The following is a 14,851-nucleotide window of genomic DNA, read 5'->3' as shown; positions in this document are numbered from 1 at the left end:
CATTTGTTCATTGTCAATCGTTGAATTGTTCAGTTGTTCATTCGTGGTTGTTCATTTCTGTTCATCAACGAATCCGATTTTTATCTTGTTTGATGGGATTTCCAGCCAAATCAAACGCTTGAGATTTTTGGCACGGATGTCGCTATGTAGCTCCGGTCGCTTGACTCAAAAAATAAAAAAAGGCCGAGCCATGTCACTAATCCTGGAACATGTCAGCCGCACCATCGAAGGCCAGACCTGGATCGACGATGCGTGCCTTAATTTCGAACCCGGATCGTTCAACGTTTTGCTCGGTCGCACGCTGTCCGGCAAAACCAGCCTCATGCGCCTGATGGCCGGTCTGGACAAACCCGACAGCGGCCGCATCCTGATGAACGGCGTCGACGTCACCCAGCGCCCGGTGCGTTTGCGCAATGTGTCGATGGTCTATCAGCAGTTCATCAATTACCCGACCATGACGGTGTTCGAGAACATCGCCTCGCCGCTGCGTCAGGGTGGCGTTGCCAATGAGCTGATCCAGAGCAAAGTGCTGGAAACCGCGAAGATGCTGCGCATCGAGAAATTCCTCCAGCGCCATCCACTGGAGCTCTCCGGCGGCCAGCAACAGCGCACGGCCATGGCCCGGGCGCTGGTCAAGGACGCCGAGCTGATTCTGTTCGACGAGCCGCTGGTCAACCTCGACTACAAGCTGCGCGAAGAGCTGCGCCAGGAAATGCGCGAGCTGTTCAAGGCGCGCAATACCATCGCGATTTACGCCACCACCGAACCCAACGAAGCCCTGGCGCTGGGCGGCACCACGACGATTCTTCACGAAGGCCGGGTGATTCAGAGCGGCAAGTCCTCCGAGGTCTATCACCAGCCGCAAACCGTGCTGGCGGCGGAGTTGTTCTCCGAGCCACCGATCAACCTGATGCCGGGGCGCATTGCCGGCAACGAAGTGAGTTTCGCCAATTTCGTGCACTTCCCGTTGAACGTCGATCTGCGTCCCGTGGGCGAGGGCGAGTTCCGTTTCGGCGTGCGTCCCAGCCATATCTCGCTGGTGCCGAGCAACGATGACGATCTGGAACTGGCGGTGACCGTCGAGGTGGCCGAGATCAGCGGTTCGGAAACCTTCCTGCACGTGCGCAACGAGTATTTCCTGTTGGTGCTGCACTTGCCGGGGGTGCACGAATACGACGTCGATGCGCCGATTCGCATCTATATCCCGACTCATAAACTGTTTGTGTTCGATATGCAGGGGCGGCTGGTCCAGGCGCCCGGTCGCCGCATTGCGAGGGTTGCCTGATGGCCGAAATCCGTTTGCAGAGCCTTGCCCACAGCTACACCCGCACACCCGCCGGCCCTGAGGATTACGCGATCCGTGAGATGGACCACGTCTGGGAGCAGGGCGGCGCCTATGCGCTGCTCGGGCCATCGGGGTGCGGCAAGTCGACCTTGCTCAACATCATTTCCGGCTTGCTCAGCCCGTCCCAGGGCCAGGTGATGTTCGACAGCAAAGTGGTCAACGAACTGACCCCGGAAAAGCGCAACATCGCCCAGGTTTTCCAGTTTCCGGTGGTCTACGACACCATGACGGTGTTCGACAACCTGGCTTTCCCGCTGCGCAATCAGGGCATGGTCGAAGCGAAGATTTTCAGCAAGGTGCATGAAATCGCCGAAGTCCTCGACCTTCAGGCATTGCTGCACAAGAAGGCGCGCAACCTCACCGCCGATGAAAAACAGAAAGTCTCCATGGGCCGTGGGCTGGTGCGCGATGACGTGTCGGCGATCCTCTTCGATGAACCGCTGACGGTGATCGACCCGCACCTGAAGTGGAAGCTGCGGCGCAAGCTCAAGCAGATCCACGAGCAGTTCAACATCACCATGGTCTATGTCACCCACGATCAGCTCGAAGCCTCGACCTTCGCCGACAAGATCGCGGTGATGTACGGCGGGCAGATCGTGCAGTTCGGTACGCCACGGGAATTGTTCGAGCGGCCGAGCCACACCTTTGTCGGCTATTTCATCGGTAGCCCGGGGATGAACCTGATCGACGTCCAGCCGCAGGCCGGCGGTGTCGGTTTTGCCGGGACTCACTTGCCGTTGTCCCACGCGATGCAGCAACGGATCGCCGACAGCGAATGGAAAACCCTGAAGGTCGGCATCCGTCCGGAGTTCGTTCATGTGTGGGAGGAAGCCTTTGATGACGCGTTGCGGGCTAAGGTCGTACACGTCGAGGACCTGGGCACCTACAAAATCATGACCCTGAACCTCGACGGCGTGCTGCTGAAAGTACGCCTGGCCGAAGACAAACCGGTGCCCGAGGGCACGGCGTACATCAGTTTCCCGGGGCAATGGCTGATGGTCTACGCCGATGATTATTTGCTGGAGGTGCTGCCATGAACAAGGTGCAGAACAACAAGGCCTGGTGGCTGGTGCTGCCGGTGTTCCTGCTGGTGGCGTTCAGTGCGGTGATCCCGATGATGACCGTGGTCAACTATTCGGTGCAGGACATCTTCGACCAGTCCAGCCGCTATTTCGTCGGCGCCGATTGGTACAAGCAGGTGTTGCTCGACCCACGGCTGCATGACTCGCTGCTGCGCCAGTTCATCTATTCCGCCTGCGTGTTATTGATCGAAATTCCGTTGGGTATCGCCATCGCCCTGACCATGCCGATCAAGGGCCGCTGGTCGTCGCTGGTGCTGATTATCCTGGCGATTCCGCTGCTGATCCCGTGGAACGTGGTCGGCACCATCTGGCAGATTTTCGGTCGGGCCGACATCGGCTTGCTTGGGTCCAGCCTCAACGGCATGGGCATCAGCTACAACTATGCGGCCAACACCATGGACGCCTGGGTCACGGTGTTGGTGATGGACGTCTGGCACTGGACGTCGCTGGTGGCGTTGTTGTGTTTCTCCGGTCTGCGGGCGATTCCGGATGTGTATTACCAGGCGGCGCGGATCGATCGGGCGTCGGCCTGGGCGGTGTTCCGGCACATCCAGTTGCCCAAGCTCAAGAGCGTGCTGCTGATCGCGGTGATGCTGCGCTTCATGGACAGTTTCATGATCTACACCGAACCGTTCGTGCTGACCGGTGGTGGTCCGGGCAATGCCACGACCTTCCTGAGTCAGACCTTGACCCAGATGGCCGTAGGGCAATTCGACCTCGGCCCGGCGGCGGCTTTCTCGCTGGTGTACTTCCTGATCATCCTGTTGGTGTCGTGGCTGTTCTACACCGCCATGACTCACTCTGACGCCAATCGGTGAGGCCTGCCATGAGCAAGAGAAAGCTGATTCCGCTGCTGGTCTACATCCTGTTCCTGCTGGTGCCGATCTACTGGCTGCTGAACATGTCCTTCAAGAGCAACACCGAAATCCTCGGCGGCCTGACGCTGTTTCCCCAGGATTTCACTTTCGCCAACTACAAGGTGATCTTCACCGACCCGAGCTGGTACACCGGCTACCTCAACTCGGCGTACTACGTCAGCATGAACACAATCATTTCCCTGACCGTGGCGTTGCCGGCGGCCTATGCGTTTTCGCGTTATCGCTTTCTCGGTGACAAGCACCTGTTTTTCTGGCTGCTGACCAACCGCATGGCACCGCCGGCGGTGTTCCTGCTGCCGTTCTTCCAGCTGTATTCCTCGATCGGCTTGTTCGACACGCACATCGCGGTGGCGTTGGCTCACTGTCTGTTTAACGTGCCGCTGGCGGTGTGGATTCTTGAGGGCTTCATGTCTGGCGTTCCCAAGGAAATCGACGAAACCGCCTACATCGATGGCTACAGCTTTCCCAAGTTCTTCGTGAAGATTTTCGTTCCGCTGATCGGCTCCGGGATCGGTGTCACGGCGTTTTTCTGCTTCATGTTTTCCTGGGTCGAATTGTTGCTGGCGCGAACCCTGACGTCGGTGAACGCCAAACCCATCGCCGCGGTGATGACTCGCACGGTCTCGGCGTCCGGCATCGACTGGGGCGTGCTGGCAGCGGCGGGGGTGTTGACCATCCTGCCGGGCATGCTGGTGATCTGGTTTGTTCGCAACCACGTGGCCAAGGGCTTTGCCCTGGGCCGGGTATGAGGAACTGATGATGGAATGGATGAGTTGGACCAGCCCGACGGCGGCGTTCTTCGGCGTCATAGCCTTGATCCTGGTGGGCATGACGACCTGGGAGTTGCGTTCGCCAAGCATTCTTCGAAAAGGTTTTCTGCCGATTACCACCACCCGTGGCGATCGGCTGTTTATCGGTCTTCTCGGCAGCGCCTACCTGCATTTGCTGGTAATCGGCGTCACCGACTGGAGCATCTGGATAGCGTTCGCGTTGTCCCTGGTGTGGCTGTTGGCTGTGATGCGTTGGGGCTAGTCGAATCGCTCGGCAATGTTGCTCCGAAACCCATAAAGGAGGTCTTATGTTCGATAAAAACAATAAGCTGCGACATAGCATTTCACTGGCAGCCATGCTGGCACTCAGCGGATTGAGCGCATCGGCCTGGGCTGATGCCTACGAAGACGCTGCGAAAAAGTGGATCGGCGGCGAATTCAAACCGTCCACCTTGACGGCCGATCAGCAACTCGCGGAATTGAAGTGGTTCATCAAGGCGGCCGAGCCGTTTCGCGGGATGGACATCAAGGTTGTCTCGGAAACCCTGACCACCCATGAATACGAGTCCAAGGTGCTGGCCAAGGCCTTCACCGAGATCACCGGGATCAAAGTCACCCACGACCTGCTGCAAGAAGGCGATGTGGTGGAAAAGCTGCAGACCGTGATGCAGTCGGACAAGAGCATCTATGACGGCTGGGTCAACGACTCCGACCTGATCGGTACGCACTTTCGCTATGGCAAGACCGAGTCGATCACCGACCTGATGGCCAACGAAGGCAAGAACTTCACCTCGCCGACCCTCGACATCAAGGACTTCATCGGCATTTCCTTCACCACCGCGCCGGACGGCAAGATCTATCAGCTGCCCGACCAGCAGTTCGCCAACCTTTACTGGTTCCGCGCCGACTGGTTCGATCGGGCGGACCTGAAAGCAAAATTCAAGGAAAAGTACGGCTACGAATTGGGCGTGCCGGTGAACTGGTCGGCCTATGAAGACATCGCCAAATTCTTCAGCGAAGACGTCAAGGAAATCGACGGCAAACGCATCTACGGGCACATGGACTACGGCAAGAAGGATCCATCCCTGGGCTGGCGCTTCACCGATGCCTGGTTCTCCATGGCCGGCGGCGGCGACAAGGGGCTGCCCAACGGCTTGCCGGTGGACGAGTGGGGCATCCGTGTCGAGGACTGCCATCCGGTCGGTTCCAGCGTGACCCGCGGCGGCGACACCAACGGCCCGGCGGCGGTGTTCGCGACACAGAAATACGTCGACTGGATGAAGGCCTATGCGCCGCCGGAAGCAGCGGGCATGACCTTTTCCGAGTCTGGCCCGGTACCGTCTCAGGGCAACATTGCCCAACAGATCTTCTGGTACTCCGCCTTTACCGCCGACATGACCAAACCGGGCCTGCCGGTGGTGAACGCCGACGGTACGCCGAAGTGGCGCATGGCGCCGTCGCCGAGAGGGCCGTACTGGGAAGAGGGCATGAAGCTTGGGTATCAGGACGTGGGTTCCTGGACATTCATGAAGTCCACGCCTGAGAAACAGAAACTCGCGGCCTGGCTGTACGCGCAGTTCGTGACCTCGAAAACCGTGTCGCTAAGGAAAACCATCGTCGGCCTGACACCGATCCGCGAGTCGGACATCAACTCTCAAGCCATGACCGACCTGGCGCCGAAGCTCGGTGGCCTGGTCGAGTTCTATCGCAGCCCGGCGCGGGTGCAATGGACCCCGACCGGCACCAACGTGCCGGACTATCCGCGTCTGGCGCAGTTGTGGTGGAGCCACATCGCCGAAGCCGCCAGCGGCGAGAAAACCCCGCAACAGGCGCTCGATGGTCTGGCCAAGGATCAGGACGCGATCATGACCCGTCTGGAACGCTCCAAGGCCCAGGCCACTTGCGCGCCGAAAATGAACCCGGAACGCGACGCGCAATACTGGTTCGACCAACCGGGCGCACCGAAGCCGAAACTGGCCAACGAGAAGCCCAAGGGTGAAACCGTGAGCTATGCCGAACTGCTGAAATCGTGGGAGGTGGCGCGTAAGTAACAGATCGGCCTGCGACGTCGAACGGCACCTTCGGGTGCCGTTTCTATTTATGCCCACTTTCTCGTTTCAGCGACTGGCGCACGGTTCTCATTACCGCGAGGTCGAAGGCGTTGTGCCCGGCGTGGAGCAGACGACAACGGATGTTCTGGCGCTGGCGAAGCCAACGTACGCTGGACATGCCGAAGGTGTCTTTGATGCCTTGTATCACCAGGGTATCGGCATCGACGCGGAGACGCTCGTCCGCCCGTGTGAAGAAATAGTGATTAACGTGGTAATGCAACTCCAGGCAGATGGCGCGCACCGCTTCTTCATCAACGAAGTCTTCGAGTGCGTGCGGGCACATCGATTGCCCGTTCAATTGCAAAATAGCCTGCAGCCAGTGGATGGCAGCCTGACGCTGTTGCACCTCGCAACCATTGCTCAGTAGCTGGTAGATACCCCGCGCACTGGCGTCGTGGGAGCCAATGGCGAATTGAGATAAACCCTCGCTCAAGGTTTTATCGTAGGCGCTTACGTTCGCAACAAACGGTATGAACACCGAGACCAACGTGGTTTTCAGAATGGCGTCGGGATAGAGCTGCTGGTATTGGATGGCCAACCAGCTTCCCCATGAAATGCCCAGCAAACTGATTTTTTCGAAACCAAAATGCCGCCGCAGGGCATCGATGTCTTCAACGGATAGCCCAGTGTTGTTGTGCTGGAGCTCGCCGAGGGGAAGGGAGCGCCCGCAGCCTCGCTGGTCGAACAAAATGATATCGAAACATCGTAGATCGAAGAACTCAAGATGATGGAGGGTGCTACGACCACCCGGCCCGCCATGCAGGAAAAATATCGGTTCGCTGCCGGGGGTGCCGTGCCGCTCCCAATAGAGATGGTGGCCGTCACGAGTCGGGTAGTAGCCATTGATCGGGGAGACCACCATCAGATGGGAACCTTCAGCCTGTAGAACTGGAACAGCTCCGTGTGCCCGGGGCGGGCCGCTACACTGGAAATCACCTGCAGTTTCAGGATCTGGGCCATGTAGGGAACGGAAATCAGTACCGGCGTATGGCCGAAAACGATAATCGTGCCTCCCGGATTCACGCACGGTGCCATATCGTGCAATGTCTGCTGCGCATCGGCGCGAGTCATGACTTCGGCATTGAGGAAACGCAGTATCAGCACATCACATTTGATGCCGGCAGAGGCAATGTTTCGGGCATCGGCCAGATAAAATTCGGCAGATGAGGTGCCATGACGATTTTTTGCATGTTCGATCATCGACGCCGAACGATCGGAGCCCAGGCAATGTCGGTCGGGGAGTTCGCGGGCCAGGTGCGCAATGAATTCCCCAGTCGAGCACGCCGGATCATGGATCACCGCGCCGGGACTCGATATCGTCTTGAGTAACGTTGCGCAATGCTGGCGAAAGTGGCTTTCGTCGGCATCCAGTTGCTTGGCGAGCGATTCATTGCACTGCCAGTATTCGGGCGGGCAAACAAACTCCAGGCCCGTGTCATCAGTGACAGGAAGCGGGAAACACACCTCGCTGTCCGGTTTAGTCTGCGCAACGTGGAAAGCCGTTTCCTTTTCTTGTCGGGTAACTCCTCGAAAATAGATCTCTGCACCTTCATTGCCCCAATGCCACTCAGCGAGCGGTCCGAGCAACATCCAGGGCCTGAGCAGGCTGTTGATATGCCAGCCGTCAGTGTCAGTGTGTTGCAGGACTTTTCGGCCCACCCAGTCGCAGCCATTCACGCGCAGAACAAAGAGCTGATGGAGCCCCGGCCCCAAGGGCTCGATGTAACGATCGAGTTTGCCAGGGGAGGCCACATGACGGACGAAGGATTGAGCCAAGCGCTGTTCTCGATGGAGGGCAGTCGTTGCCGATCGAGCGTTCATGCCGGCACTCCATGTCGCCTTTCCAAGCGCCGTCCCCGCGCCTGCGGGATAACCACGTTGCCGCTGGAGACTACGAAAAATCGCTCCAGCCCCGGAATGACGACATTGACCAGCGTGGTCCCGAGGGCGGTCTGGTGAAGCGGTGCAATGCCCAGCGTGCGCCCATGCCGATGCAGGTCTTCGGCCAGCAAGCTGATTTGCTCGGCCAATGGTCGTTCATCACGAGCATCGGGCAAGACTACTGTTTGTTGCTCGCACAGGTTCAACAGCGGATGCAGATCGAATCGCAGGCAGCGCAACAGGCGAGGAAAGGCCGTCAGATGCCGCTGAGCGTTGTTCAGATAGTCTCTCAGTTCAGGCTCCGAGGACCAAAGATGTAACTGAACCAGTTCGGTAAGTGCTCGCCATGCGCCATGCCTGGCATCGATCGAGCAACCGGTGCCGAAGACTCGCGGGTGAGTGCATGGCGCGGCTGAAAAGGCCAGAAAGGTTCGCGGCAGGAATTCGGTGCTGATGTCGACAAGGACGATCTCGGCGCCGATTTCCGCTTCGGCGTCCAGCCACAGCCGACCCAGCTCGTCGTGATCGGACATGCGTGCGACGCGGCGCAGGGGCGCGTGGTTTTCGTAGTAGAAATGCTCCAGCAAGAACAACGAAACCGCATCGCGCTCAATACATTCATTGGCAGCATGCAAAATCGCCTCGTTGTAAGTTGCGCCAATAGCGGTTCCGCTATTACTGGCATAACGTTGCAGTGCGCCATAGTTGGTTGTGTCTTGTATCAGTGTTCGTCGTGAATAACCGGGTGTGCATAAAGCGACCGGGTATGTAAATGAAGTGCGCTTTAGAACATCCGTATACTGTCGGCAGGCTGTTATGGCATTGGGTTGTTCGGCGATAAGTGCCAGGGCTGTGTCGTCGGTAAATAGTGATGTGTCGGAAAAATAGCGCGGGGCTACATAGTGAATGTCGGATGTATCCAAGTGGTCACTTAAATAGTGTTCCAGCATTTCGTAAAGTGCACCGACACGGGCGTGGCGCGGGTAGCCTTTACCTGATCCCCTGGCGGTGTGGTGGTGATCGCTGGAGCTGGCAGAGGCATGGACCGCGACAATCTGCTGGCCCAGTGTGCGGGTGTCGACACGCAGGCCCAAGCTATCAAGTTCAGCGTGAATCCGCTGTTCAGCTTGCTCCAGGGTGAGTTCTCGTTCGGCAAGTGTGAAACCCATTGTTCGCTCCCTCGAGAAACGGGGGGCGCCGGCCCCCCGTTTTTTATACAGCTTCCAGTTCGGACTGTTCAGCCTCAGTCAGTTGCAGTTCTTCAACCTGCTCTGGCGTAGGCGCTTCCTGTTGTTCAAGGTCGATCACTTTGTTGGCGTTCCAGTTACCCATATAACCCATGATTAAACTCTCTTTTTGTTAGACATTGGATGTGCTGTATCGAGCACGGAGCAAATGTATAAGGCAGGTATTGGCTCGGTCAAAAATGACAGGAAGTTTCAAAAACCATATTCAAGGGGTGTTGAAATACGTACACATCAATTGTCGGCTTGACGATTTTTTTCGTGACGCATCGGCGGGTGTTGAATGGGACGGTATTGCGGGACATACCCGCCCCAACGATTTCGACGCATGCACTTGTCGGAAATTTCAGCTGCATGGAGGTGCGAAATCGTGATGACTGACTTTTGTGGCTCTTCAGGGTTCTTCGCGCGACGATTTTTCCTATTGCGTATGAAGGCGTTTCAGAAAAAATGCAGGTTGAATGACTGGGCATCTATTCATCGGGGGTGGGAAATCCCAATCGAAACACCGTCAACGTCCCAGGCGAGCTTTTAACCTGTGCCACCCCCTGATGCAGGCTCATGATCGAGCGCACGATGGCCAGGCCCAGTCCGGTGCTGCCTTGTGAGCGGGAGCGGCTGCTGTCGACCCGGTAAAAGCGGTCGAACAGGTGCGGCAGATGCTGCGCTTCGATGCCCGCGCCGGGGTTGCTGACTTCCAGTGCAACCTGTGTCGCCTCTTGCTCAATGTGCAGCGAAACCGTTTGCCCGGCCGGACAGTGGCGCAGGGCGTTGGACAGCAGGTTCGAGATCGCCCGTTGAATCATCAGCCGGTCGCCCAGCACGCGCGCGCTGCCGGTCACGCTCAGGCTGATGCGCTTGTCTTGCGCCGACAAGGAAAACAGGTCGGCCACTTTTTCGACTTCTTCTTCCAGGGCGACCGACTCGAAAGATGTGAGCGCTGCGGGGTTACTGGCCTGCGCCAGAAACAGCATGTCCGAGACAATCCGCGCAACACGCTCCAGCTCTTCGGTGCAGGACACCAAGACGTTTTTGTACGCCTCGGCCGTGCGTTCCCGGGACAGCGTCACTTGTGCCTTGCCCATCAAATTGTTGATCGGCGTGCGCAGTTCATGGGCCAGGTCATCGGAGAACTGCGACAACTGCTGCACACCATTATCGAGGCGATCCAGCATGACGTTGATCCCCAAGGCCAGTTCACTGAGTTCCTGGGGCATGTCGAGCACCGACAGTCGATGGCCGAGGTCTTGCGTCGAGACCATCGCCGCCACTTTGCGAAACTCGCGCAACGGCATCAGCCCCCGCTGTACGGCGGCCCAGGCACTGAGGCCGATGAAGATCAGCAGCAATGGCAAAGCAATCAGCGTCGAGCGCAGATAGGCGCTGAGCAACGCCTGATTGTGGGCATCGTCCATCGACAGCAGCACCGGGACGCGGGTGCCGTCCTTGATGCGGACCAACCGAGAGGCCGTCAGGTAGTGCTTGCCTTGATCGTCGGTACCGTCGGAGAACGCCAGTGGTTCGTCGGCAGCCAGTACTGCCTTGCGTTCAAGGCGCGGGTCGGCCATGCCGGAGCCGGATTTCAACAGAGGCGTGCGCAAGTTACTGCGGTCATAAATCGTCAGGGTGAGGTTGTCATGGCCCATGACCTGATCGAGCAGAATGTGCGGCGCCGAACGAATTTCTGCGGCATCGGCGTACAGCGACAGGCTGTGTTCCACCTGTTCCACCTTCTGGGCCAGGCTGTTTCTGGATAACGCGTTCAACTCATGGGTCAGGGCAAAGTAGGCAAGGATCGCCAGGAACACTACCAGTAGTGCGCCGAGAATACTCACCGTCAGGCCCAGGCGCATCGACAGGCTGGCCGGCTTCATTCCCGCGCCTCCAGCACATAGCCGACACCGCGCAGGGTGTGGATCAACTTGCTGTCGAACGGGTCGTCGATCTTCGCCCGCAAACGTCGGATCGACACTTCGACCACGTTGGTGTCGCAGTCGAAATTCATGTCCCACACCAGCGAAATGATCTGGGTACGGGTGAGCACCTCGCCGGACTGGCGCATCAGCAGGTGCAGCAGGGCGAATTCCTTGGTGGTCAGGTCGATGCGCTGCTCGCCGCGAAAGGCACGGTGGCGCCCTGGATCAAGTTCCAGGTCGGCGACTTTGAGCACCTGCGGCACCGGGATGTTTTCGCTGCGGCGCATCAGCGTGCGCACTCGCGCCAGCAATTCCGGAAACTCGAAAGGCTTGACCAGATAATCGTCGGCGCCCAGATCCAGACCACGAATCTTGTCGGCCAGACGCCCGCGCGCGGTGAGCATCATCACTCGGGTGGAATGGGTGCGACGCAATTGTTCCAGCACGCCCCAGCCATCGAGTTCCGGCAGGTTCACATCCAGAATCACCAGGTCATACGCCTGCTGTTGCGCCAGATGCAGTCCATCGGCGCCAGTGGCCGCGTGGTCAACGATATAACCACTTTCCGTCAGTCCCTGATGCAAGTATTCGGCAGCTTTAAGCTCGTCCTCGACGACAAGGATTCGCATGATTTATCACCACTTTTATTTAATGGATATTTAATTAAGGTGGCCGGGAAAGTTGTTGTTTTTGTAGGGGCTTCCGGACGGATTTGAATAACGACTAGAGGTTGTGAGTGCTGGTTTCCTACAGCGGTTTCCCTGTGTGATGGCGTGCAAGGTAAAGGCTGTAGTGGCTACAGGGTCAACTGAAGTGCTGAGTCTTGAGCCCTGAGTATGGTCATCTGCGACAGCCTGTCGCAGCGGGCAAGCCCGAATGCCCATGCGCTACATTCAGGCAAGTGCTGTTTGGCAGATAACTACCGTGTATTTGTTTCCATGTATTGCTATGTCGCCTTTTGCACTTCGCATCCTAGATCAAAACAACTTCCATAAGCCGTGGATGACGGATTTGTAATGTTCCAGTCACCTTGCCGATAAGTTCAAACCCCTACCGTGGCGGCATCAAAGATTCTTGAATAAAGGAAGTCTTCCATTGCCCGGTTTAAAAGAGCGGACGGCGCGAGCACGCCTGAAAAAAACAGCGAGGACAGTGACGGCCAGCGTTGTGTGGCTGGCCGGCACGGGGCTTGTGCATGCATCGACCCTGACCCTCGATCAAGCCCTGCAAACCGCATTTGCCGGTAACCCGGATCTGGCGGCTGCGCAGTGGGAAATCGGCATCGCCGAGGGTGAGCGCAAACAGGCCGGTCTGATCCCCAACCCCGAAGTGTCGTGGGAGGCCGAAGACACCCGGCGCGATTCGCGAACCACCACGGTGATGCTCAGCCAACCGATCGAACTGGGCGGCAAACGTGGTGCACGGATCGACGTCGCCAGCCGCGCGCAGGACGCCGCCGGGATCGAGTGGGAGCGCAAGCGCAATGCCTTGCGCGCCGATGTGATTCAGGCGTTCAACAGCGCCCGGACCGCGCAACAACGCTTGCAGTTGTCCCGCCAGTCGCTGCAACTGGCCGAACACGGTTTGCGCGTCGCCCAAGGACGCATCGAGGCCGGCAAATCATCGCCAGTCGAAGGCACCCGGGCGCACGTGCAACTCTCCGAAGTGCGCCTGGAACTGAGCCGCGCCGAACGCGATCGGGCCAACGCCTACCAGCAATTGGCGCAGGTCATGGGCGCACCGTTGCCAACCTCGACCACCGTGCAAGCGGCCGCGCAAAGCATGCCCACCGTGCCATCGGCAAGTCGATTGCTGGAGCGCCTGAACGAGACCGCCGAGCTGCGTCTGGCCAAATTGCAGATCGATCAGCGCGAAGCCTCATTGGGTCTGGAAAAGTCGCAACGCATTCCCGACCTGACCGTGAGCATTGGCAGCCAATACAGCGAAACCGAGCGCGAACGGGTCAACGTGGTCGGGTTATCGATGCCGATTCCGTTGTTCAACCGTAATCAGGGCAACGTGCTGGCGGCTGCCCGGCGCAGTGATCAGGCACGGGATCTGCGCAACGCCACCGAACTGCGTTTACGCACGGAAATCCAGACCGCCCTTGAGCAATGGCAGACCGCCAACGGCGAAGTCGAAGCGTTCAACCAGACCATCCTGCCCGCCGCGCAAAGTGCGGTCGACAGCGCCACACGCGGTTTCGAAATGGGCAAGTTCGGCTTCCTCGATGTGCTCGACGCCCAGCGCACCCTGATCAGCGCACGCAGCCAATACATCCAGGCCGTCAGCGAGGCGACGGACGCGCGAGTACGCATCGAACGCATCTTCGGCGACCTCACCGTCAGCCCTTGAATTTCATCTTTCAAATCACTGCGCGATGGCATGGCGCAGAGGAGTTTCCATGGAAAAAAAACTGATCGTGGTGGCTGCGGCGACGTTGGCGCTGGGCATTGGTATTGGCTCGATGTGGCCGGGAAATGCGTCCATCGACGCTCACGCCGATGAAGCGGCGGAACACGCCGGTCACGCTGAAGAAGGCACAGCAGCCAACGGTGAACATACAGAAGAAGGGCACCTGGAGCTGAGCACCGAACAGATCGCAGCGGCGGGCATTCAACTGGCCGAAGCGCGGGCGCAGAACATCAGCCTCGGCTTGCCGTTCCCCGGCGAAGTGCGCTTTGACGAGGACCGTACCGCGCACGTGGTGCCGCGCGTCCCTGGCGTGGTCGAGTCGGTGTCGGTCAATCTCGGGCAGTCGGTGAAGAAGGGCCAGTTGCTGGCGGTGATCGCCAGTCAGCAGATCTCTGATCAGCGCAGCGAACAGGCTGCCGCGCAGCGGCGCCTGACCTTGGCGCGCACCACCTACGAACGCGAGAAAAAACTGTGGCAGGACAAGATCTCCGCCGAGCAGGATTTCCTTCAGGCACGCCAGGCATTGGAAGAAGCCGAAATTGCCCTGACCAATGCCCGGCAAAAAATCAGCGTGCTCAGTGGCAGCGTGGTCGCCACCGGCGGCAATCGCTATGAACTGCGCGCGCCGTTCGACGGTGTGGTGGTGGAAAAACACCTGACGCCGGGGGAGGTGGTCGATGAAACCTCGGCGGCTTTTACCCTCTCCGACCTGTCGCGGGTGTGGGTGACGTTCGGCGTTTCGCCCAAGGATCTGACCAAGGTACAAGTGGGCAAACCGGTCACCGTCAGCGCCCCGGAACTCAATGCTGAAATCGCCGGCACCGTGGCCTACGTCGGCAGTTTGCTCGGTGAACAGACCCGCACTGCAACGGTCCGCGTTGCCCTGGAAAATCCGCAAGGCTCGTGGCGCCCCGGCCTGTTCGTCACCGCGCTGGTGGCGACCGACAGTCGCCAAGCCAGGGTCGCCGTACCTGAAACCTCGATCCAGACCGTCGAGGACAAACCCACGGTGTTCGTGCGCACCGATGACGGCTTCAAGGCGCAAGCGGTGGAGCTGGGCAGTCGCGCGGCCGGTCTGGTGGAAGTCACCCAAGGGCTGGAACCGGGCGTGCAAGTCGCCAGTGCCGGCAGCTTCATCCTCAAATCGGAATTGGGCAAAGCCTCAGCCGAGCATTCTCATTGAAGGCTCCCACTGATCCGTCAACCTCG

General features: G+C 58.7%; 14 protein-coding genes. 8 read left to right on the top strand and 6 right to left on the bottom strand.

The features are described from left to right. Positions 1-190 precede the first annotated feature (190 nt). The 6 genes from F475_RS13140 to F475_RS13115 are packed head-to-tail and all read left to right on the top strand — an operon-like array spanning position 191 to position 6,126. A complete protein-coding gene (locus tag F475_RS13140) occupies positions 191-1,285 on the top strand; it encodes an ABC transporter ATP-binding protein (RefSeq protein WP_018925486.1) in 1,095 nt (364 codons plus the stop codon). Beyond that, a complete protein-coding gene (locus tag F475_RS13135) occupies positions 1,285-2,382 on the top strand; it encodes an ABC transporter ATP-binding protein (protein WP_111454073.1) in 1,098 nt (365 codons plus the stop codon). Before F475_RS13140 ends, F475_RS13135 begins: the two co-directional genes overlap by 1 nt. Continuing rightward, positions 2,379-3,245 (top strand): carbohydrate ABC transporter permease, encoded by an 867-nt coding sequence (locus F475_RS13130; protein ID WP_064618816.1) that lies wholly within the window; start codon positions 2,379-2,381, stop codon positions 3,243-3,245. Before F475_RS13135 ends, F475_RS13130 begins: the two co-directional genes overlap by 4 nt. An 8-nt stretch (positions 3,246-3,253) precedes the next feature. Further along, positions 3,254-4,054 (top strand): carbohydrate ABC transporter permease, encoded by an 801-nt coding sequence (locus F475_RS13125; RefSeq protein WP_018925489.1) that lies wholly within the window; start codon positions 3,254-3,256, stop codon positions 4,052-4,054. A gap of 10 nt (positions 4,055-4,064) precedes the next feature. Continuing rightward, complete coding sequence (locus tag F475_RS13120) at positions 4,065-4,337, top strand: DUF2160 domain-containing protein (protein WP_026345728.1); 273 nt, start codon at positions 4,065-4,067, stop codon at positions 4,335-4,337. Between the two features lie 46 nt (positions 4,338-4,383). Next, entirely contained in the window at positions 4,384-6,126 is a 1,743-nt protein-coding gene (locus tag F475_RS13115) for an ABC transporter substrate-binding protein (protein WP_111454072.1), read from the top strand. A gap of 43 nt (positions 6,127-6,169) precedes the next feature. On the opposite strand, the gene F475_RS13110 is transcribed toward F475_RS13115, so the two are convergent. The 6 genes from F475_RS13110 to F475_RS13090 form a co-directional block, all read right to left on the bottom strand. Then, a complete protein-coding gene (locus F475_RS13110; RefSeq protein WP_111454071.1) occupies positions 6,170-7,048 on the bottom strand; it encodes an alpha/beta fold hydrolase in 879 nt (292 codons plus the stop codon). After that, positions 7,048-8,007: a trans-aconitate 2-methyltransferase gene (locus F475_RS13105; protein ID WP_111454070.1), complete on the bottom strand. Its 960-nt coding sequence runs from the start codon at positions 8,005-8,007 to the stop codon at positions 7,048-7,050. The genes F475_RS13110 and F475_RS13105 overlap by 1 nt, the downstream gene beginning before the upstream one ends. Then, positions 8,004-9,236, bottom strand: coding sequence for a YcaO-like family protein (locus tag F475_RS13100; RefSeq protein ID WP_111454069.1), 1,233 nt, complete (start codon positions 9,234-9,236; stop codon positions 8,004-8,006). The genes F475_RS13105 and F475_RS13100 overlap by 4 nt, the downstream gene beginning before the upstream one ends. Positions 9,237-9,279: 43 nt before the next feature. After that, positions 9,280-9,408, bottom strand: coding sequence for a hypothetical protein (locus F475_RS30740; protein WP_256597110.1), 129 nt, complete (start codon positions 9,406-9,408; stop codon positions 9,280-9,282). Between the two features lie 376 nt (positions 9,409-9,784). Next, positions 9,785-11,185 carry a heavy metal sensor histidine kinase gene (locus tag F475_RS13095; RefSeq protein ID WP_111454068.1) on the bottom strand — a complete coding sequence of 467 codons (1,401 nt, stop codon included), beginning with the start codon at positions 11,183-11,185 and terminating at the stop codon, positions 9,785-9,787. After that, positions 11,182-11,856 carry a heavy metal response regulator transcription factor gene (locus tag F475_RS13090; protein ID WP_007940896.1) on the bottom strand — a complete coding sequence of 225 codons (675 nt, stop codon included), beginning with the start codon at positions 11,854-11,856 and terminating at the stop codon, positions 11,182-11,184. The genes F475_RS13095 and F475_RS13090 overlap by 4 nt, the downstream gene beginning before the upstream one ends. Before the next feature lie 466 nt (positions 11,857-12,322). Between F475_RS13090 and F475_RS13085 the strand changes: the two genes are divergently transcribed. Both F475_RS13085 and F475_RS13080 read left to right on the top strand, forming a co-directional pair. Beyond that, positions 12,323-13,582, top strand: a complete 1,260-nt coding sequence (locus tag F475_RS13085; protein ID WP_064618804.1) for a TolC family protein — start codon at positions 12,323-12,325, stop codon at positions 13,580-13,582. Between the two features lie 49 nt (positions 13,583-13,631). Beyond that, a complete protein-coding gene (locus F475_RS13080) occupies positions 13,632-14,825 on the top strand; it encodes an efflux RND transporter periplasmic adaptor subunit (protein WP_111454067.1) in 1,194 nt (397 codons plus the stop codon). Positions 14,826-14,851 lie beyond the last annotated feature (26 nt).

The organism is Pseudomonas sp. URMO17WK12:I6, assembly GCF_003253625.1.
Classification (GTDB): Bacteria; Pseudomonadota; Gammaproteobacteria; order Pseudomonadales; family Pseudomonadaceae; genus Aquipseudomonas.
Note: the sequence above shows the minus strand (reverse complement) of the source record. Positions and strands in the feature narration are given on the sequence as shown.